Source organism: Mycoplasma sp. 6934 (assembly GCF_055523595.1).
In genome coordinates this window covers 456,475-477,610 of sequence record NZ_JBVFVE010000001.1, presented here as the reverse complement: position 1 = coordinate 477,610, position 21,136 = coordinate 456,475, and the positions used below count along the sequence as shown (strand labels likewise).

General features: G+C 25.8%; 23 protein-coding genes and 2 tRNA genes. 11 read left to right on the top strand and 14 right to left on the bottom strand.

The features are described from left to right. Window positions 1-65 precede the first annotated feature (65 nt). The 7 genes from AC0B4S_RS02140 to AC0B4S_RS02110 all read left to right on the top strand — a co-directional run bounded on the left by AC0B4S_RS02140 (window position 66) and on the right by AC0B4S_RS02110 (window position 5,120). On the top strand, window positions 66-434 hold the full coding sequence (locus AC0B4S_RS02140) for a hypothetical protein (RefSeq protein WP_465101477.1): 369 nt from the start codon (window positions 66-68) through the stop codon (window positions 432-434). A 3-nt stretch (window positions 435-437) separates the two neighbouring features. Next, entirely contained in the window at window positions 438-1,700 is a 1,263-nt protein-coding gene (locus AC0B4S_RS02135; RefSeq protein ID WP_465101476.1) for a hypothetical protein, read from the top strand. 43 nt (window positions 1,701-1,743) lie between these two features. Further along, the gene (locus AC0B4S_RS02130; protein ID WP_465101475.1) at window positions 1,744-2,061 is read left to right on the top strand and encodes a holo-ACP synthase; all 318 of its coding nucleotides are present in this window, start codon (window positions 1,744-1,746) and stop codon (window positions 2,059-2,061) included. 10 nt (window positions 2,062-2,071) lie between these two features. Further along, window positions 2,072-2,836 (top strand): lysophospholipid acyltransferase family protein, encoded by a 765-nt coding sequence (locus AC0B4S_RS02125; RefSeq protein ID WP_465101474.1) that lies wholly within the window; start codon window positions 2,072-2,074, stop codon window positions 2,834-2,836. Further along, complete coding sequence (locus tag AC0B4S_RS02120) at window positions 2,823-3,587, top strand: segregation/condensation protein A (protein WP_465101473.1); 765 nt, start codon at window positions 2,823-2,825, stop codon at window positions 3,585-3,587. The genes AC0B4S_RS02125 and AC0B4S_RS02120 overlap by 14 nt, the downstream gene beginning before the upstream one ends. Continuing rightward, window positions 3,577-4,155 carry an SMC-Scp complex subunit ScpB gene (scpB, locus tag AC0B4S_RS02115; protein ID WP_465101472.1) on the top strand — a complete coding sequence of 193 codons (579 nt, stop codon included), beginning with the start codon at window positions 3,577-3,579 and terminating at the stop codon, window positions 4,153-4,155. Before AC0B4S_RS02120 ends, scpB begins: the two co-directional genes overlap by 11 nt. Before the next feature lie 227 nt (window positions 4,156-4,382). Next, window positions 4,383-5,120 (top strand): DNA-processing protein DprA, encoded by a 738-nt coding sequence (locus AC0B4S_RS02110; RefSeq protein WP_465101471.1) that lies wholly within the window; start codon window positions 4,383-4,385, stop codon window positions 5,118-5,120. A 40-nt stretch (window positions 5,121-5,160) separates the two neighbouring features. On the opposite strand, the gene rpmA is transcribed toward AC0B4S_RS02110, so the two are convergent. After that, window positions 5,161-5,424, bottom strand: a complete 264-nt coding sequence (rpmA, locus tag AC0B4S_RS02105) for a 50S ribosomal protein L27 (protein ID WP_465101470.1) — start codon at window positions 5,422-5,424, stop codon at window positions 5,161-5,163. A gap of 7 nt (window positions 5,425-5,431) precedes the next feature. Then, complete coding sequence (gene rplU / locus AC0B4S_RS02100) at window positions 5,432-5,743, bottom strand: 50S ribosomal protein L21 (RefSeq protein ID WP_465101469.1); 312 nt, start codon at window positions 5,741-5,743, stop codon at window positions 5,432-5,434. Between the two features lie 150 nt (window positions 5,744-5,893). Here rplU and rsmG point away from each other — a divergent pair, with 150 nt between their 5' ends. Further along, on the top strand, window positions 5,894-6,592 hold the full coding sequence (gene rsmG / locus AC0B4S_RS02095; RefSeq protein WP_465101468.1) for a 16S rRNA (guanine(527)-N(7))-methyltransferase RsmG: 699 nt from the start codon (window positions 5,894-5,896) through the stop codon (window positions 6,590-6,592). Window positions 6,593-6,631: 39 nt separating this feature from the next. Here the strand turns inward: rsmG and AC0B4S_RS02090 are convergent, their stop codons facing one another. The 3 genes from AC0B4S_RS02090 to AC0B4S_RS02080 form a co-directional block, all read right to left on the bottom strand. After that, window positions 6,632-7,378: a phosphotransferase family protein gene (locus AC0B4S_RS02090; RefSeq protein ID WP_465101467.1), complete on the bottom strand. Its 747-nt coding sequence runs from the start codon at window positions 7,376-7,378 to the stop codon at window positions 6,632-6,634. Window positions 7,379-7,518: 140 nt separating this feature from the next. Next, window positions 7,519-7,595 (bottom strand) — tRNA-Arg (locus tag AC0B4S_RS02085). A gap of 12 nt (window positions 7,596-7,607) precedes the next feature. Continuing rightward, a tRNA-Cys gene (locus AC0B4S_RS02080) sits at window positions 7,608-7,682 on the bottom strand. 533 nt (window positions 7,683-8,215) lie between these two features. Here AC0B4S_RS02080 and AC0B4S_RS02075 point away from each other — a divergent pair. Next, window positions 8,216-9,364, top strand: coding sequence for an IS3 family transposase (locus AC0B4S_RS02075; RefSeq protein ID WP_465101219.1), 1,149 nt, complete (start codon window positions 8,216-8,218; stop codon window positions 9,362-9,364). On the opposite strand, the gene AC0B4S_RS02070 is transcribed toward AC0B4S_RS02075, so the two are convergent. Beyond that, entirely contained in the window at window positions 9,346-10,395 is a 1,050-nt protein-coding gene (locus tag AC0B4S_RS02070) for a hypothetical protein (protein WP_465101466.1), read from the bottom strand. The two genes, AC0B4S_RS02075 and AC0B4S_RS02070, sit on opposite strands and share 19 nt — an antisense overlap. Window positions 10,396-10,536: 141 nt before the next feature. Here AC0B4S_RS02070 and AC0B4S_RS02065 point away from each other — a divergent pair, with 141 nt between their 5' ends. Continuing rightward, on the top strand, window positions 10,537-11,685 hold the full coding sequence (locus AC0B4S_RS02065) for an IS3 family transposase (protein ID WP_465101219.1): 1,149 nt from the start codon (window positions 10,537-10,539) through the stop codon (window positions 11,683-11,685). 85 nt (window positions 11,686-11,770) lie between these two features. Here the strand turns inward: AC0B4S_RS02065 and AC0B4S_RS02060 are convergent, their stop codons facing one another. The 5 genes from AC0B4S_RS02060 to AC0B4S_RS02040 all read right to left on the bottom strand — a co-directional run bounded on the left by AC0B4S_RS02060 (window position 11,771) and on the right by AC0B4S_RS02040 (window position 16,742). Then, window positions 11,771-12,058: a hypothetical protein gene (locus tag AC0B4S_RS02060; RefSeq protein ID WP_465101465.1), complete on the bottom strand. Its 288-nt coding sequence runs from the start codon at window positions 12,056-12,058 to the stop codon at window positions 11,771-11,773. Between the two features lie 339 nt (window positions 12,059-12,397). Beyond that, the gene (locus AC0B4S_RS02055; protein WP_465101464.1) at window positions 12,398-13,582 is read right to left on the bottom strand and encodes an IS30 family transposase; all 1,185 of its coding nucleotides are present in this window, start codon (window positions 13,580-13,582) and stop codon (window positions 12,398-12,400) included. A gap of 206 nt (window positions 13,583-13,788) precedes the next feature. Further along, window positions 13,789-14,880, bottom strand: coding sequence for a hypothetical protein (locus tag AC0B4S_RS02050; protein WP_465101463.1), 1,092 nt, complete (start codon window positions 14,878-14,880; stop codon window positions 13,789-13,791). A 95-nt stretch (window positions 14,881-14,975) separates the two neighbouring features. Beyond that, on the bottom strand, window positions 14,976-15,881 hold the full coding sequence (locus tag AC0B4S_RS02045) for a hypothetical protein (RefSeq protein WP_465101462.1): 906 nt from the start codon (window positions 15,879-15,881) through the stop codon (window positions 14,976-14,978). 3 nt (window positions 15,882-15,884) lie between these two features. Further along, window positions 15,885-16,742, bottom strand: a complete 858-nt coding sequence (locus AC0B4S_RS02040) for a hypothetical protein (RefSeq protein ID WP_465101461.1) — start codon at window positions 16,740-16,742, stop codon at window positions 15,885-15,887. 348 nt (window positions 16,743-17,090) lie between these two features. On the opposite strand from AC0B4S_RS02040, the gene AC0B4S_RS02035 reads away from it, so the two are divergent. Continuing rightward, complete coding sequence (locus AC0B4S_RS02035) at window positions 17,091-17,858, top strand: hypothetical protein (protein WP_465101460.1); 768 nt, start codon at window positions 17,091-17,093, stop codon at window positions 17,856-17,858. A gap of 233 nt (window positions 17,859-18,091) precedes the next feature. Here the strand turns inward: AC0B4S_RS02035 and AC0B4S_RS02030 are convergent, their stop codons facing one another. Genes AC0B4S_RS02030 through AC0B4S_RS02020 form a run of 3 tightly spaced genes read right to left on the bottom strand, consistent with a single transcriptional unit; the run spans window position 18,092 to window position 21,058 of the window. Further along, complete coding sequence (locus AC0B4S_RS02030; RefSeq protein WP_465101459.1) at window positions 18,092-19,285, bottom strand: hypothetical protein; 1,194 nt, start codon at window positions 19,283-19,285, stop codon at window positions 18,092-18,094. Beyond that, window positions 19,275-20,189 carry a hypothetical protein gene (locus AC0B4S_RS02025; RefSeq protein WP_465101458.1) on the bottom strand — a complete coding sequence of 305 codons (915 nt, stop codon included), beginning with the start codon at window positions 20,187-20,189 and terminating at the stop codon, window positions 19,275-19,277. The genes AC0B4S_RS02030 and AC0B4S_RS02025 overlap by 11 nt, the downstream gene beginning before the upstream one ends. Beyond that, window positions 20,189-21,058 (bottom strand): hypothetical protein, encoded by an 870-nt coding sequence (locus AC0B4S_RS02020; protein WP_465101457.1) that lies wholly within the window; start codon window positions 21,056-21,058, stop codon window positions 20,189-20,191. Before AC0B4S_RS02020 ends, AC0B4S_RS02025 begins: the two co-directional genes overlap by 1 nt. Window positions 21,059-21,136: the final 78 nt, after the last annotated feature.

The following is a 21,136-nucleotide window of genomic DNA, read 5'->3' as shown; positions in this document are numbered from 1 at the left end:
AATAAGCCATTTTTTACAAATGTAAAACTTACTATATTCTAATAATTTTCAGGTATAATGTAATTATGATTACAAAATACGAAAATGGAGATATTGTTATAGCGAAAATAAAAAAAATAACTTATAAAAATATAACCTTGCAAACCAAACAAGGTACCACTTACAAAATAAACTATAATGAAGTTTCTGATTATCCAAACAAAAATTTATTTACATTTTTTTCAGTAGGAGATACTATTAATTTCGTACACTTAAACTGTACAATAGACAAAAAAAAGAACAAAATTTGTTATGGTAGTTTTAAACGTAACCACCCCAATGAATCAAAAGCTAAAATAAATTCCAAATTGCAAAAAACTCCCGGTGGGTTTAAAGCATTGTCAAACTACAATCAATTAATCATTAATAAATATAAAAAGCAAAAGAGAACATAAATAATGGGTAAAATAAATATTAAAGGATATGATATAGATACTCAAGCATATTTTGAACAAAACAAAGAAATAATACAAAAAATTAAGTCTCTAAATTTTAAAGGTTCAGAATATTTAAATTTTGATGATATAGCTGTTAATTATTCAATTAATGGAATCAACTCCATTATTAAATTTTGTAACAATATTTATAATAATGGTGTTAAGCACTTAATTGTTTTTGCTTCACATATGACGAGAAACTTAATTAAAAGCACAATAAGTTTTATCTTAGGTAAAAATAACTACACAAACCAAAAACGAATTATGCTGCATTTTATCAATGGTCAAGATCAACTGTATGTAATTAAACAAAAATTAGATAAATATTTTGATCAAGACGAAAATAACAATATAGCAATTTGCTTTGCAGATGGTTTTTATGATTTATCAGAGCATAAAAATAAAGATATCGTAAATATCCTTATGTCTAAATTTAGCGAAAGGTCAAGTCATTTTCTAATTGATAAATTAATTTACTTCTTAGGCAAAAAAGAATGACTAAGTTATTTAAAAAATCATAAAATCCCTAATAAAAATATTCGTGCAATATCATCTGATTTAAATCATTCTTTTTACTTTTTTAATGACCTTACCTTAACTTTACTAGCAACCCAAGGCATTAACATTAAAAAATTAGTTGCAGGGTATTCTAAGGATCAACATATTATTTATGAATATGATTTAACCATTAATTTAGCTTTAAAATTGGCATGGTTTTTAACTAATTTTAATTTAGGTCATAAAGAATTTATTAAACTAAATTTATTTATCTCATATGATAAAAATCTTGATCAAAGTACTAAATCAATAATGAACTTTTTTAAACCAATTTTAGAACCTTGTAAAGTATTCTGTGATTACTTAACTTTCCCATCAGATATTTCAAAAATTGGCCAAGCTATGTTAACTAGTAAATTGTCAAAGGCAATTATCTATTTAAAACTAAATCAAAATAATTTAGATTTTCAAGGCACTACTGATGTTCAGTATGATGATTTATTAAATTATGAACAAGATCATACATTAAATCATTTAAAAAATATAAGTCATCAAGTGTTTAATAATTATTTACTTTCATATAATAACACCACCACTAGTATTGACATTGAGTTTGCAAAACAAAATGAGGAAGCATATGGAGAATTTATCCAAATCATGTATTGAACCAGAATTTTTTTCGGAATTATTAATGATTTAAATCCTTTTGAGATTAAAATTAAGTAATTTTGATTTATACATCTTTAAATATGTTAAAATTTAATATACTATGTTGCTATTAAATGGCGTAGACTTAACACGCATCTCACGGTTCAATAATAAATCAATTCGATTTGCAAAACGTATTTTATCAGAGATAGAATTTGAAAAATTTCAAAACTTAAAAGAACCATCCGAGCAAGCTTTATTTTTAGCAAGATCCTGGGCTATTAAAGAAGCTATCTTTAAAGCTGATAATCAATATTTTGAATTTTCTAAAATAGAACCGTTAAAAAATAATAATCGTTGAACATTTCAAGATTTTGCCATTTCAATTAGCCATGAGGGTGATTGATTAATAGCATTTGTTGTTAAAATTAAAAATTAAAAGGAGTTTTATGACTATAATTCCAAAGTTAAAAATGGTTTTATTTGCTATACCATGATTTTTTAGATTTCTTTCAATTAGAAAGTTAGCTAAAAAGTATATTAAAACACCAGATTTTGTGCCTGGTTATGATAGATATAATAAATTAGCCAGATTGGCAAAGAAAGCCTTGAAACTTTATAATATTGATGTAAATGTTAAAGGTATTGATAATTTACCTAAGACAGGACCTGTATTGATTGTGCCAAATCATAAATCATATACTGATGTTTTAGCATTGCTGGTGGCTTTAGAAAAAGAGGCCCACCTTGAAAATATTGACCAGCGTATACCCACATTTGTTGCTAAAAATGAATTAGATAAATCTCTTACTACTAAACATGCTTTAAAACTATTAGATACATTCTTGTTAGATCCTAATGATTTTCGTAACAGCCTTAAGACCTTAAATGCTTTTGGTGATTATATTCGTGAAAAGAAAACTTTTGGAATTATTTTCCCTGAAGCACATCGTATCAAGACTCCTGAGCTTGGCGACTTTAAGGCAGGAGCATTTAAAATTGCAGTTCAAAAATTCTTGCCGATTGTCCCTGTTGCAATTAACGGAGCATTAGATTCTTTTAATAGTTCAAAGACTTCAAGAAGTAAAGTTACACTAACATTTTTACCATTAATTAAAGCAAGAGATATTATTGGTCAAGAACCACAAGCTATTGCACAACGTGTTAAAAACCTTATTACAGCTGAAATAAACAAACAAAATGAAAAAAATTAAAACTATAGATTATTCTTCAGACTACCACTTTAAAATTAAGGAAGTGTTCGATGGTCCTTTAGATTTACTTTTAGATCTAATTAAAGATAAAAAAATCGATATTATGAATATCGATTTAATTGAATTAGCAACTCAATATATCGCTATTATTAATCAAATCAAAGAGCAAGAAATTGATATAGCTGCCGATTATTTATTAATGGCTTCAACAATGATTAACCTAAAAGCAAAAATGTTGCTTCAAGATCCTGAAGTTATTTTAGAAGTTGAAGAAGAAAAGAAAGTCTTTTTACAAGAATTAATTGAATATCAACAATTTAAAGATATTCAATTAGCCTTAAAAACTTTTCAAGAAAATCGGAATAATATTTATATTAAACCACCAAGTGATATTGTTAACTTTATTTTAGATAATGACCAAAGTAAACTTGACGGACATTCTAGTCCAATGACACTAATTACAACATTGCGGCGTATGTTTGAAAGAGTTTATGCAAAAGAATTAAGAAAAACAAAATTAGAAAAAGTTAATGTTACACCAGCTGAAATGTTTCCTTTTATTAGGGGATTGTTAGATCAAAAAGAACGTGTTGAATTCGAAGAAATATTTAAACAACCCTCAATCCAATACTTTGTAATTACCTTAATCGCTCTATTAGATTTAGCCAGAAGACAATACTTAGTAATTCACCAAGACAAACAATTTGATATTATATACATAACACGGGGAGAATATTACAATGAAAAATAAAATTTTAGAGTCACTTTTGTATATTCAAGGAGATGCTGGCTTAACTTTAGAACAAGTGAAATTAGTTTTTAATCTTAATAACGTAATAGAAGCTAAAAAAGTTATGCAAGATTTTCATAAAGCTTATAATTCAGAAGATCGTGGACTAAAGGTTGTTGTTTATGATGAAATTTACAAATTAGCAACACGTGAATCAGTCAAAGATTATGTTTCAAAATTAGTTACTATCGTACGCCCTAATAAATTATCAAATGCAGCAATTGAAGTTGCTGGAATTATTGCTTATAAGCAGCCAATTACTAAATCTCAAATTACAAAAATACGTGGCGGTGCTTCATCAGACCAAATTATTAATAATTTAGTCCAAAAAGGAGTAGTAGAAGAAGTTGGAGTTTCACCAACTCCAGGAAAACCAATTTTATATGGTGTAACTAGTAAATTTTACGATCACTTTCGTTTAACTTCTTTAAGAGATTTACCTAAAATGGATGATTTTAATTATATTGATGCTAGTGAAAGTGAAAATAATAATTTCGATTTATTCTCAAGCCAAAGAGAAGATAATTAAAATAATAGATATACAAATTATAATTTCACAAATAAAATCATATACAAGATAATATAGTGAACCCCCTAAGTTACCCCAAATTAATTGGTAAAACTTAGGTGGTTCACTATTTTTCTCTATTCATCTTTATTTTTATGATTTATAATAATTTCTTGATTAATTTATAAATATATTTTGTTTATTTTTAGTTCTTTTAGTTAAACTTAATAACAATAATATGGAGAATCATGAGTGATATATTATTTTATTTTACGGACGTATATGCAGGTGATATTGGCAGAATTTATCAAGCAATTAAAAACACAGAAAAAATAGACGAAACTAAATTACAAGAATTAAAAAATAAATATAAAGAGCATGACATTAAATATTTAACACTTATGGATAATATATATCCAAATAATGTATTATTAGGGAATCAACCACCATTCATTATCTTTTATAAAGGCAATAAAGAAATTTTAACAAATCGTCAAAAAGTTTATCTAGTTAATGAAACACATAATACTTTTACACAAAAATATATTCAGGATAATATTGAACAACTAGTGAAAACAACAACCTTAGTAACAAATGGTTATAAATATACTGAACTTGAATTCATTAAACAATACAAAAAATATGGTGGAACAATCATCCATATTGCAAAATGCGGACTTGATAAGTTCAACTTTGAGAATATTGATCTAAATAAAGAATTAGTTATTAGTAAATATCCGATAAACTATACTGTACAGTATGAAAATTTTAAAAGTGATAATTATTTTGCAGCTTTACTTTCAGATCAACTAATTTATTTTTCATCAAAAGAAAAATCTAAAACCCATAATTTAGTTAATTATTTTCTAGACATTGGAAAAGAGGTCTTTTGTTTCCCAGGTTATGGGATTAGTGATGGAAATAATGAATTAATTAAATCTGGAGTTAAATTAATTACTTATATAGCTGAAACTATTCAAATATAAATAAAAAACAAGTTAGAAATAACTTGCATTTTATTTATATTTATTTTGTATGTTTTTCGGTGTATACTGAAACATACTTTCTATTTCTTTTGCTTTCGTATTTAATGTAACCTGTAATTAAAGTGTAAAGGGTATCATCTGAACCACGACCAACATTCTCACCAGCATGAATTTTAGTACCTCTTTGACGGTAAATAATTGATCCAGCTGTAGCGAATTGTCCATCACCTAATTTTGCACCTAAACGTTTAGAATGCGAATCACGACCGTTCTTAGTAGAACCACCGGCTTTTGTCTTTGCCATTTTCTAATTATCCTTTGATTGAAGTTATTTTAATACGTGTGTAGGGTTGGCGGTGACCAAGTTTTCTTTTGTGAGTTGATTTTGCATTGTGACGATATACAACAATTTTCTTTGCTTTACCTTGTTTTTCAATAACACCTGTTACAAAAGCGTTTTTAACTAAAGGAGATCCAACTTTTGAACTTTTTTCAGTAACAACAAGAAGAACTTTATCAAATTTTACTTCTGATCCTTCTTGACCTTCAAGTTTTTCAACAAAAATTGTTTGACCTTCTTTAACTAGAAGTTGTTTCCCACCGGTTTCGATAATTGCTAACATGCAATACCTCCAATAAGTGGCTCGTCCTTAAGGTGAGTTATATACTGCTTAAACCTTTTTGGAACGGTTACTATTAAAAGTAACTTATGTATTATACAAAAAAAATAAAATTACGTAAATAAAAAATAAAATGCATTTATAATATTTATTATGCAAGTAAAAACATACAAAGAAAAAATAAAAGATTTATGTTTAGTAAATACTTGAGACTTTGGTTTATTTGAAAGATATGTAAAGTTAATTGAAGAAAAAAATAAAGTTATGAATTTAACTGGTTTTAGCGGTGAAAAACTGTGAGAAGAAGGTATTTGAGAATCCTTGATTTTTATGCTGCAAATTACAAAGGATAAACAAAATACCACAATTTTAGATATTGGGGCAGGAGCAGGTTTTCCTTCAATTCCTTATGTTTTAACTAAACCTCAAAACAAAGTTTATATTTATGAACCATTGCAAAAAAGAGTTAACTTCTTAAATTTCGTAATCGATGAATTAAATTTAAGAAGTTATGTAGAAATAAAACAAACAAGAGTTGAAGATGTTAAAGAGAAGAATTTATTCGATATAGTTACTGCAAGGGCTGTTTCAAGTATAAGGGGTTTATTAATGTCTTCATTTCACTTAGTAAAAGTTAAAGGACAAATGATTTTGCTAAAAAGTAAAAAATACCAAGATGAGATAAATGATGCTCAAGATATTTTACAAAAACTTAATTATAGTTTAAAAATAGAAGATTTGATATTAACAAATGATACGCGGGAAAATAAAATTGTTATAATAACTAAAAATAGATCAACCCCTAGCGAATTTCCATATCCATGGAAAGAAATTAAAAAATCATTAAAATAAAAGCAAGGGTAAATATCCTTGCTTTTATCCAATAATTATTTAATTTCTAAATAAATTATTCTTTTTTAAATAATCATATTCTTGAACCGTTTCTTCTAGTTTTGCAATACAGTATTCATCACTGAAAGGCATAATATCTTGAGCATGAATCCATAAAATTGTTAAATAATATACTAAAATCTTTTGTTGAACCAAATATTCTTCTCAATACATATCATATTCATCTAAAAAGATTTTTTCTTGTTCTTTAGTTAAAAATGATCCACAAATAAAATAAGCTAGATCAAAATGCTTATCACCCATTGAAGCATATTCTCAATCAATAAATAATATTTTATTGGTTTTTTTATCTAACAATAAGTTACCTTTATATAAATCGTTATGTAGCGGTCTATTATTCTCACTATGAGCTAAAATATTATTTATCCGTCTGTAATATTTATTTAATATTTCAATATTTATATTTTTTTGTTTTAAGATATTTCTGTATTCTTTAACTCTTTGGGCATGGTTTGATTTTGGAAATTTTAACTGCGAATTATGCAACTTTAAAAAATTTTGTGCAATTTCTTTTAACTGCAACTCGTCAAATTCAATTTCTTGTGATTCTATTCATTGTCATCTTATAAATTTTTCACTGTTTTCTAGTAATTTTGGTACAAATTCAAAATCTTTTAATAAGTTATAATCTAATTTATGGTTGAATTTATTAAGTTTTTTTATTTGGTAAAAACTGCCATTATCTTTAAAACTATCATTTGTAAAACCAAGTTTAATTTTTTCCATATTAACTCCTCATGTTATATAAGATTAACATATTTTTTTAAACATTTAGTAAATAAATTAACAAATATTATAATATATTTACTAAATGTTTATTTTATAAAAAAGACAGGTGATAACCCGTCATATCTTATATTATAAATTGGCGCGCCCGGCAGGAGTCGAACCCGCAACCTTTAGGGCCGTAACCTAACACTCTGTCCAATTGAGCTACGGACGCATATAAACTTAATGGAGGCACTAACGGGATTCGAACCCGTACTCAAGGTTTTGCAGACCCATGCCTTGGCCATTTGGCTATAGTGCCATTTGCAAAAATGCTTTATTATTATACTATATTTTTTTAAATATTAAAAGATTTTTTAATTTTTATTTATTTTTGATTTTTGGAAAAGTAACACGCGAAATATTAACAAAATAATTATGTTTTAATTTTAACATATTTTATCTAAAAAACAACATTTGCTATTAATGCAAATGTTGTTATCTTATTTTAAAATAATTGAAAACTTTTTAAACTTCCTTTACTCCAAAAATTACTTTATTCTTACGATAATTTAAAATATTACGAATTGAAACTATAGGGATAACCAAATCAATGAAATAAAGAAGTTTTATTTTAGGTTCTTTAAAATCTAGCAAGGAAAAAACAGAAATATAATTAGGAATAAATCTAATTAAATAAATACTAAAGAAAACTATAAAAATAATAAAGAAAAGATGGTTTAAATCAAAATATTGAAATAAAACTATTTGGTTATAAAACACACCAAAAGTAGACAGGGAAGAAATATTCGGACAAAATCCGAATATTTTTAATATAAAGAAAAAGAGGTAGTTATGAGACATTTAAAGACTAAAGAATGAGTTAAAATTTTTGACTTATACGATAAATACTTGAACCTGGTAATAACCAAAGCAGAATTTGAAAATTTCTGTTTTGACATCAGAAAAGCATACTGAAATAAAGAATCAATGAAAAATATGTTAAAGAAAAGAAAACTGTATAATTTAAATATGAACATAGAATCACAAAGCGGTAAATCACCCAAGAAAGATAAAGGTGTTGGGAGAAAGAAAAAGAAAGTTCTCGATTATACATGAATTAATACTCTTAAAGATGATGAAAAAGATGCAGTTATAAAATACTACTATCGAATTTTTAATGAAAATAATATTGATGCAGATATTAAAAATATTAAAGAAATTGAAAATCTTTCATCAAAATACAAGGCAAAAATTTTTTTAATAGCAAGATCCACATATTATGAGAAATTGAAAGATAACAACAAAGCTAAAGAGATAAATGTCAAACACAAAGAAATAATTTTTAAAAGTTTTGTCGAAAATAAAGAAAGGTATGGACGAAGGAGGCTTGCTAAATATATTTTCCAAGAATATAATATTCAAATAAATCCTAGAACCCTTGGGAATTATATGAAAAAACTTAATTTAAAAACATTTGTTAGACAAAAACGTAAAAACAAAGAATCTAAAAATACTTGTGTTAAAGTGCCTGATTTAGTAAAACGAGATTATAATTCAATCAACAATAATATATATGCAACAGACGTGACCTACATACCAGCACCAAAAGACATTGAGCAAAATCATATTTATTTATCCGCAATTATCGACCATAAAACTAAGTTTGTGACCTATGAATTATCACTTAGAAATGATACCGAACTAATTTTGAATAATATCAGTAATACAAAATTCAAAAAAAATTTTATTTTACATTCTGACCATGGATCTGCTTATTCGTCGGTTGAATATACTAAAAAAATAGAATTGCTAAAAGGTAAAATATCAATGTCAAGAATTGGCAATAGTCTAGACAACCGTGAAATTGAATATTTCTTTTCAATTCTTAAAAGCGAGATTTTTCCAAATTTTGATCAAACCTGTAAAAGGCTTACTTTTATTGAATTATCACAAAAAATCAAAGAATTTATAAACTGATATAATTATAAAAGAATAAGATAAAAAAAACCTTCCCAAAGCATTCCGTTTGGCTTAGCCAAATGGTATGGTTGGGGAAGGTAAAACCGTCCGAAAAAAATTTCCCAGTTTAAAGCTAATATAAAAGATAAAAATCCAAATACATGCCAAATTAATTTATAAATAGTTTCTAAATAAAGCATATGTTTTGTAATATTGATATCATTTGATTCTTGTTCTCTATCTTTTATTTCTTTTGCTAAATTGTTTACATTTGATCAAGCTACAATGTAGGGGAAGCTTGCAAAAAATAAGTAGGGAGATTTTTTCCACTGCTTGTTTTCTTTAATGATTATTTCGTTATATAGTTCTGCAGAACAAGCTGAAATATACATAAAAGGATAAGAGATAATTACTATAATTGACCCACCAACTAATATAGTAGGAACTAATATAGATAACATTATATTATATATTATGTTTGTGGAGTAATGATCTGATATTACATATATAGAATTTGTACCCACTATTACAAATATCCCAACCAGCATTAATGCAAATAAAATTCCAAAGGTGTCACGGAAAGAATTAATAATTCTTCATTTTTTAATTAATTCTTTAGTTGTAAAAGTACGATTAATATTATAAGATTTTGAGATTAATTTAACAATTGCTAAAATTGGATGAAATAGAAATAAAATACGATATATTTTTAAATTTAAGTTTGAAGCATGAAAATAAACATCCTTGTTTAAACCCTTTGATAATTGGCTTCTAAATATTAGTGATAGAAACATTGATAAAAGTAATATCCCACCATAAATTAAGGTTTTTAAATCTAATCCAGTTTCCTTAACTGGTAATTCACTTTCACTAAAGGTTAAATAACCTTCAGGATTAACTAAAACTTTTGTTTCAGCCCCTGATGAAGAAAAGAAAGCATTGAGAAATCCTAAGTGGATAAATAATACTAAATATGCTATTATCTTTATTATAATAAAGAAACTAATAATATAAAGTAATTTATAATTATTACTTGTTAAAAGTAAATTTTTGAATTTAAGTTTTTCTTTCATAATTCTCCTAGTTATTTGTTGCATTTTTTATATTTTTAATATCTTGATCATTAAAAATATAAAAATTTACAGTGTATTAGACAGGGAAGAAATATTCGGACAAAATCCGAATATTTTTAATATAAAGAAAAAGAGGTAGTTATGAGACATTTAAAGACTAAAGAATGAGTTAAAATTTTTGACTTATACGATAAATACTTGAACCTGGTAATAACCAAAGCAGAATTTGAAAATTTCTGTTTTGACATCAGAAAAGCATACTGAAATAAAGAATCAATGAAAAATATGTTAAAGAAAAGAAAACTGTATAATTTAAATATGAACATAGAATCACAAAGCGGTAAATCACCCAAGAAAGATAAAGGTGTTGGGAGAAAGAAAAAGAAAGTTCTCGATTATACATGAATTAATACTCTTAAAGATGATGAAAAAGATGCAGTTATAAAATACTACTATCGAATTTTTAATGAAAATAATATTGATGCAGATATTAAAAATATTAAAGAAATTGAAAATCTTTCATCAAAATACAAGGCAAAAATTTTTTTAATAGCAAGATCCACATATTATGAGAAATTGAAAGATAACAACAAAGCTAAAGAGATAAATGTCAAACACAAAGAAATAATTTTTAAAAGTTTTGTCGAAAATAAAGAAAGGTATGGACGAAGGAGGCTTGCTAAATATATTTTCCAAGAATATAATATTCAAATAAATCCTAGAACCCTTGGGAATTATATGAAAAAACTTAATTTAAAAACATTTGTTAGACAAAAACGTAAAAACAAAGAATCTAAAAATACTTGTGTTAAAGTGCCTGATTTAGTAAAACGAGATTATAATTCAATCAACAATAATATATATGCAACAGACGTGACCTACATACCAGCACCAAAAGACATTGAGCAAAATCATATTTATTTATCCGCAATTATCGACCATAAAACTAAGTTTGTGACCTATGAATTATCACTTAGAAATGATACCGAACTAATTTTGAATAATATCAGTAATACAAAATTCAAAAAAAATTTTATTTTACATTCTGACCATGGATCTGCTTATTCGTCGGTTGAATATACTAAAAAAATAGAATTGCTAAAAGGTAAAATATCAATGTCAAGAATTGGCAATAGTCTAGACAACCGTGAAATTGAATATTTCTTTTCAATTCTTAAAAGCGAGATTTTTCCAAATTTTGATCAAACCTGTAAAAGGCTTACTTTTATTGAATTATCACAAAAAATCAAAGAATTTATAAACTGATATAATTATAAAAGAATAAGATAAAAAAAACCTTCCCAAAGCATTCCGTTTGGCTTAGCCAAATGGTATGGTTGGGGAAGGTAAAACCGTCCGAAAAAAATTTCCCAGTTTATTTTAAGTCACTTCTACTTGTTATAAAATAAAGTTTTCCGTTATTATTATTTAAATATGTAGATGTGAATGTTTTATATGATTCCTCATTACCATTTTTTGCTCTTATAATAGTTTCAAAAACCGAATTATTTTTGTTTCTGTTTTCTTCATAATGGAGCTCATTAAGTTTTCTTTCATTAATAGTAATATAAGAACAAGAGACAGAAAAGGTTATTGCTGGAGTTATTGCTCCAATAAGTGCAAAAGATTTATATATTAACATTTTTATTTTTGTTTTAGTCATTAATATGCTCCTTTAAATAATTGTTATTATAATTATTACATTGAATCAAATTTACTTATGGTTATGTAAAGTTAATTAAAATTCAATAATTTTGCTTAATTATTAATAATTATACTTTAATTTTGATATATATATTTATTGTTTTATAATAATGTTTTTTGGAAAAGTCACTTGCGAGATATTAACAAAATAATTGTCTTTTAATTTTAACATAATTTTTAGATAAAAAAATGTATGAGAAAACAGAAAACACGGCAGTGTTTTCTCGTCGGTTTTGCTTACTTTTGCCAAAAGTAAGGCCCCTTTGATTGCAATCAAAGGCGGGGGATTAAAAAAATTTTAAGTTATCTTATATTTCCGGACAACTTGCCGATAGTTATTTATTTTTTTCATCATATAATCAATTTCTTGCTGAGAGTATTTATCTAAGCTTTTTCCTTTGGGAATGTAATACCTAATTAAGCGGTGCATATTTTCTATTGAACCTTTTTGTCATGAACTATATGGTTGGCATTTAAATAATCTTTCAGTTGGAATTACCTGGTGCAATAAGACATTTTCACTACCATTATCAACTGTTAAAGTTTTAATGTCTAAGTTATGTTTCTTGATTAGTTTTAGAAGAGTCTGTTTTATAGCTTTGGAGTTGCGTTTTGAGAGCATAGCATAAGACATTCTGGTTTGCCGTTCAATTATCGTCACAATACAATATGTATCATTGATTTTACCAATAACGGTGTCTAATTCAAAATGGCCGTGTTCAGAGCGATCATTAATATAAGCTGGACGTTTCGAAATTTCCGTAGCATATTTTAATGTTTTAGGTTTGGTTTGTTTTTTCTTCCTTATGCCATATTTGCCTTCAGATTTTTTAACAATGTGGTCAAAATCAAGAAAATAAGGGTATTTTTTAATTATTTTATAAATTGTACTAGGTGAGGGAGCAAATTCATCAGGGGATAATTTTTTAAAAGAATTTACAAGATAGGTAACTGATTTCTTAACTTCTTTTTGCTGCAAATTCTTTTTATTTCTATTTTTAGTATATGTATTAAGCTCACTATACCAATATTTTCTGTAGGCCTTTCATTTATCTTTAATTGTATCACTTACAAAAAAGAGCCTCGCAAATGAATAGCCTAATAAATGTTCGTATAGTTTAGTAAAATTAAGAGTTTTAACACGCATTACTCTTTTTGAACACTTAGGACAAACATAGCGATTTTGTTTATCTAAACTAAGTGGTCTGCGATTTGTAATAATTTTAATTTTGCTTTTTATACTTCGAATGTCTCTGTTAAAAATCTTAGCTACTTCTTGGATTGAGAAGCCTTCAGAAAGTTCTTGTAAAATATTATAAAGTTGTTCTAGATCGATTTGATCTGATCGTAATTTTCGTTGCGACTCAAGTGCTCCTTGCATTTTCAAGATAGTGTTGTAATTCTCTTCAATTTTAAAATGTTGATATTTATTTTCTTTTCGATATTTGTCAAAAACACAAATATATTTTTCTAAATTTTTCATATAATTTTAAAGTCTCCTTTCATTTTTTAAAAATTATTAATACAACTATTTTATTACAAGGCAGACAAAAACAATGTCACATGCAAAAAAACTTGCATGTGACATTTCCAATTAATATGTTTTATAATAAAGAACTTTAATCCGTTGAAATATAATAAAATTCTTTCTAAAATTTTAAGTTTTAGAAAGAATTTTAAATAAATAAGTTAACCTAAAAATAATTGTTTTGCTTTTCTATATTTTAATATATTGTATACAGACATAATAGGAATTAATAAATCAATGAAATAAAGTAATTTGTATATTGGTTTTAAATCTTCGCTAGTTAATACAATAACGTTCACTATATAACGCGCCGAAAAATATACTAAATATGTTAGAAATAAACAAAACAAAATATAGAACATAACGGATTTCATTGAAAAATTTGCAAAAATCCAAGCAGAGTCTTTATAAAATATAAAAGCTAAAGCAATTGATAAAATCCCGATAACTTGTCATATTAATTTATATATTGTTTCTATATAAAATGCTTTAAATGTAATTTCTTTGTTAATTAATTCATCTTCAATTTTCTTTAATTCTTTTGATAATTGAAATATATTTTTTCAACCTTTAATATATATAAAAAAGGTAAAAAAGACACCAGCGACCTGAGTCCATTGCTTATTTTCTTTATGTAATATTTCATTATACAAATCCGCTGAATAAGATGAAATAAAAATAAAAGGAAGATGAATTGATGCAAAAATACATAATGATATAAATAAATTATGGTTGCGAATACTTAAAAGAAAACTTTTCCAATCAGAAGAAAACTCAAGAAAAGTACCCCAAACAGAACTAAATGAGAGAATAATTAATGTTATTAAAATTATTAAATTAAGAATTAAAACGACATCTCTTATTCCATTTATAATTTTTCATTTCTTTATCAATTGCTTGGTAGTCAATGTTTTAGGTGGAAAATATGATTTTATTAACAATTTAGCAACTGCTATAGAGGGCCAGAAAAAAATCAAAAACTTATATAATTTAAATGATAATTTTGAGGCGATAAAATATTCATCTTTTTGCAACTTAGGCGCTAAACTCTTTCTTAATATTACAGAAAAAGAATACGGTGCAGAAATTAACAAAAGATAAAATCATATGCTTGTGAAAATTGAACCGGTAGAATGGCTTTCTCCTTCTCAAAACGATGCATAACCCTCAGGGTGTTCAAGCACTACAGAATCAGTATCTAAAGATGATAAAATATCACTAAAACCAAAAACTATAAGCATAATAATAAACACTAAAATTTGAAATAATATAATATAAGCAATTTTATAAAGGAGTTTATAGTTTTGCTCAGACAATACATTATTCTTAAATTTAAATTTCGTGAACATTATACTCCATCCATATTTATTGCATTTTTTATATTTTTAATATCCTGATCTGTAAATATATAAAAATCAACTATATTCATTGTTACATGGTTATTTTTAGTATTTTTATATGAACTCAAAACACCAATAATATTTTTATTATAGAATAATGGACTACCTAAGAATTGATTGCTAATATAAGAAAGGTTTTTATATGATAGTTTATCTGCAGTTCTAGCAACCTCTTCTGATAAAGACGAAATAATTGACTTAAGCGAATTAAAAGTTTTAGAATTTACAAAAGAAGCCTGGGAAGTTACAAGCATATGATTATCTATTGGTGTATATGATAAAATATCATTTTTAGATATCTTGGAAGTATTAGCAAAATTTAAGGTTTCTAATTGAGCATTATTTTGACTTATTTCGTATAAAAAAGGTGAACTACCATGGTTTGGAGCCTTAATAACTCTATTATTTCAATTGCTTGATAAGTTTGTTTTTTGGATTGAATAAACCAAATAATGATCGTCTTTTAAAACTATATTAAATTGAGTTTTACCACTTAAGAAGTAAAAAGGTTTTGGATTATTTGTCTTCAAAGTTGCAAGACTTATATTTAGTTCATTTTGATTAACATCATTTAAATCATTTCTACTAGTTAAAAAGTAATAATTATCATCATTTCTCGTTAAAAAAGTTGACGTAAATGTTTTATATGAATTAATATCTTTTGGATTTGAATTTGGCAATTGTAAAATAGTTTCAAAAATTGAATCATGCTTTTCCTTATTTTCTTTGTAAACTCTCTCATTTTCTCCTAGCCCAACAATATCACTCTTAGTGCATGCTGTACTAACAGAAAGGAAAGAAATGGCAGGCATTGCAACTAGTGATAATTTTTTTATAAATCTTTTTATATACATATTTTATTTTCCTTCATATAAAGCTTTGTAATACATATATTTCATAAAAGATTTAAATTTCAAGGTGTCATATGCAGTAGTAAGTTGTTGTGTAATAGTATTTACAACTATATCAACATTTTTATTTAATTTTACTTGATCAAGGAACAATGTTAAATTAAGAGATTTTAAAATTGAGAAAACAAGACTGCTTGCATCACCTTTATTTATAGTGTTTTGAATTGTGTCAAAAATAACACTTGATGCAATATCGTCAACAAGTCTTGATTCAACTTTATTTAGTGCCACCAATAATTTAACTATTACAAGTGCAACCTTTAATGACAGACTCTTCATATCCCCAGTTTTATATTTCATATACATTTCAGAAAAGTCTATAGATAATGGCGCAGCATGTTTGATAATTTCGCCACCTACGTAAACATTTCAATTAATTAAATGAATTAAAGGAGCAGCAGTATAAACCCCCTTTCAAAAAGCCATTGGGAATCAGTGGTATCAAGCTTCTTCAAGAACAATCTTATCTTTAAAGGTTATTTTGGTTTCCTGTATAAGGGTTAATGTAGCTAAGTGTGCTACTTCATTTGATATCATACTCTTAGTTTTTGCTTCTATCAACGATTTGACAATATCTTCAATTATATTAAACACCTCTTTATTATTATCGTTATTTTCAAAAACAATAGTAATTAAATAATCCTTTAGTTTTTGTGCTTCATCAACAGAACCCGAATCTAGCTTAATTTCAGATTGAACCTGATTTTGAGTTATTGGTTTTGTGGCAGTAAAAATTAATGGAAAAGAAATTCCAAGACCACATAAAATACTTAAATAATAAAATTTTCTTTTTGTAAATTCCATAAATATGATTAATAACTTTCTTCTAGATAATTGTATAATTATTATAACAGAGTTTTAAAGATCCTTAAAGACAACACAAGGAAATCCGCTTCTAAAATATTAGAAGATTGGTACATTTTAAACCAAAAATGCTTATTATTATCAATACTGAAGAATATTATAAATAGATATTCCAGTTGGAAACTATATTTAAATATAAAATTATAATTCTTATATTTTATGTCCAAAATCATTATTATCGGCTTCTTTTCATTTTGATATAGATTAGAAATTAGAACAGAAATAAGTTTATTAACTCAGCGAGAAATTCTTACTATAATTTCTCAATTACATATATAATATATAAGTATGAAAAAAGCAAAAATTAGAAATATTTTTATGTTTTTTACCACTAGTGTTTTTTGCTTCACTACCGCAATATCTTGTTCCACAAATATAATTACTGCAAATCAAATTAATGATGTCAAGAAAAACGTATTTAACGTAAATATTTACAATAATAATCAAATCAAAACAACATTTACAAGTACATTAATTAAAGAAGATGCAGATGAATTGATTTTCTTAACCACATCACATTCATTTAAAGCTTTAAATATAAATGAATCTAAAGTGTACAACTTATCAGTTAAATTGATACAGTTTTATGACATAAAAAAAGAAATAAATTTAAATTCTAAAATAGCTATTATTTATGATAATAAAGATGAAGATATCGCTATATTCACAATAAATAAAACATATGAATTTGATAATATAACGATAACTAAAAATTTAAATTTTAATTCTTTTGAAAATAAAATAACTCAAATAAACTTTTTGTATAGCCTTGGTTTTGTAACATTGTTAGATGATAATTTTAATCAAAGTTCACATAATTTATTTTTTTACCTTAAAGAAAAAGAAAGTGAATTTTTAGAACCAAATTTGTTATTTGTCAAAGACATTGAATACAATAGTGGAGCTTCTGGCTCACCACTAATATATAAAGACAATATTATAGGAATTTACTTAGGTAAAAAAATTAATAATGGTAAACTAACCCCATTCTTTAAACTATTTAGTAATACAATTGTTTCAGCACTTACTAATTCATTAAAAAAAATAACTAACTAAACAATATCATGACAAATATAATTTATCATTGTTGTTTAAAATTATATGCTTGTGGTTATTTATTGGAATAAATTTTTAAGTTGTCTGATAACCAAAAATTAGTAATTACAAAAAAATATATTATTATATTTTTTATTTAATGAAATATATCTGATATAGAAATCTTTAGATGATTTTCAAAATGACTATTAATTAAAAACAACTTCCCCATTAAAATAAGGAAGTTGTTTATTTTATACTAAGAATTTATGCTCTTTCCGGTATTTAATTATATTATATATAGATACAATAGGTATAAAAATATCTAAAATATATAAAGCTTTTATGCTATTTTTTTGTTTTTTAATTAATACAAAACTTGAGATATATCTTGGAACTGTATATACAAGATAAAAACCAAATGATGCAAAGATTCATCAAATTATTAGCATGTCTAAAACTGAATGCTTTAAACCTGAAATTTTTGAAATTGCTATAATAATGGCAAATATTAATGAAACAAAAGAAAAAATATGTCATGAAGTTTTGAAAATTGAATCACTGTAAAATAACTTGTTTGTAATTTCAGTATTTTCAATTTCTTGTTCTTCATCTTTTAATTGTTTTTTAAGTTTTTCAATATTATAATATGCTTTTATGAAAGGAAATGGCATGAAAAATACAAAACCAGCCACAGTTCAATTACTTTGTGTTTTAATTCTAATTTCGTTATAAACTTCAGCAGAATAAGCACTAATTAAAACTACAGGAAGTAGTGCAACAAATACTATAAATAAAACTAATGCAATAATTAAGATAATTACAAACAACGCAAACGAAGCACCACTAATACCAGGATTTCCTCCGGTAAGTGCATAAGTTGTTTTTATTATTCAAATTCCCAATATAACTACACCCATACCAAGTAAAACAGCCATTGTATCACGAGTAATATTGAGTATTTTCCATTTTTTAATTAGTTGTTCAGTAGTTCATCCTGTACCTAATGAGTAAGATTTAGATATTAATTTAATAATACCTAACGTTGGCCAACAAATAAGTAGAGTTCTATAAAGACTTAAACTAAACCCAGAAACAGTAAACCTTGCATCGTTTCTTAATTTAACAGCTAATGTAATTCTTATAATTAAAGATGATATACCTATAATTATAGCAAATAAGAATAATAAAGTTGAGTTGTCAGTAGGCAAATTACCTGCTTGCAGCCAATTTTCATTTGTGTTTACTAGCTCAATATATCCTTCTGGGTACCTTAGAACTCTATCACCAGCAAAATAATCTGGTTGTAGGCTTGTAGGTTTTAGGCTTGTGAATATAAGAATTCCAAGAATAATCTTTATAATTGTTAAAGCAGCTAGTAAGAAAACAAATTTGTACTTTGTGTCTGTTAAAATATAATTCTTAAATTTTATCTTATTAAGCACCATTGCCTCCTTTTAGTTTTGCATCGTTTATTGCTTTTTTGATATTTGAAATTTCATTTTGTGTAAAGAGATGGAATGTTACTGAATGGGTTTGATTTTGATTAGTTTCATTATTTTTATATTTAGTTAATATACCAACTATTTTCTTGTCATAAAATAGTGGACTACCAAAAAATTGATTGTTAATAAAAGCAGGATTTGTATACACTAACTCATTAGCTTTCTTTGATTTTACCTCAGAAGTAGGACTAACAATTGATTTTAAGATATTAAATACACTAAATAAGGGCTGTCTATATAAAAGTGAATTGCTATGAATTGGTGTATATGAAATAATCTTGTCATTTTGAAGTGTTGTTCCGTCAATAGCATCAAAACCACCAATTAGGTTATGTTGTGGTTGCAGTTCTTTTAACAAAGGTTGCGATAAGGTTCAACGTACATCAATTGGTTTTTTCTGAATATCTGTTGATAATTGTTTTTCATCCAATGAATAAATAAAATAATTATCTGTAGAGTGTATAACATTAAATTTCACTTTACCACCAAAATAATACGTTGGAGAATGAGTGGGTAACAGATTTGTATTCACTAGAGTTATTTCTACCTCTTTTTGATTAATAGTATCAATATTTGGCCTACTTGCTATAAAGTATGCTATATTATTTTCTTTTGTAAGAAAAGTAGATGTAAAACTCAAATATGAACTTAAAACATCTCCCCGACCTGGAACTTTAATAATTGTTTCAAAAACTGACGAATGTTTTGCTTCATTATCATTGTATGATTTTATAAAAGCATTAATATCAGAACTGTTATTTGAGCAAGATACAACAACTGGAAGAATACTAGTTGCCGATAAACTAACAATAATTTTTCCAATTCTTTTAGATTTAAGTAATTTCATTAATTACCTCAATATAATCTACTGTAGTACAGATAATTAGCCCAAGCTTTTAACTTTGAAATGTTTAAACTACTTCTTAGACTATTTATAACACTTTGGAATTGATTATTTAAATAATAAAATGCAGTATTAGAAGCCAATGATTTTAAATAAGTTGTTATTATTTCTAAAAATGATGTTGCATCTGACATCTTTTCAATTGTATCAAGTAGTGCGCTGTTAGATATTGTTGAATCGACTTTTGTATTGTTTGCATTCATCGAAACAATTAATTTAGCTGATATTCAAGCTGTTTTCTTGGTCGCAGCAGGAAGATTTCCCATAGCATAATAACCATAAGCTTCTAAGGCATCTAGCGATAATGGTAGATGCGAAAATAGCGATCCTATTAAACTTAAAAACGCATCAATACTATTTAAAGCATAGTATGCACTTTTTCAGAAGGCCATTGGAAATCAGTGGTATCATGCTTCTTCTAAGACTTCCTTATCCTTAAATTTTTCTTTTGTTTCATGAATTAGAGAAAGAGAAGCCTTTCTTGACTCTTCTTTCGAAACATTCACATCCATTGATTGTTCCATTAAATCTTTTACTAAATTTTCTATTTCTGGAGATAATTCAGAATTAGAATTATTGGTAAACACAAATTCAGTTAATATATCTTTTAACTTTTGAGATATATTAATGCTTGATTTTGGTATGTTAATTTCGTCTTGTATTTGCTTTTGGTTAATGCTAAAAGCAGAAGCAAAAACTAAGGGAGCACCCACTAACGTGGCAGAAAAACACCCCACTATAGTTGCTTTTTTTAAAAAAAATTTTGAAATAGTTGTTTTTGTTATAAATTCCTTTCAATGTAAATTATGCATTTAATATTTAATACAAAATTTACTATCATAAATGTATAAAAATAAAATTTTCTGTTGCTATTCATTTAATAGCATAAA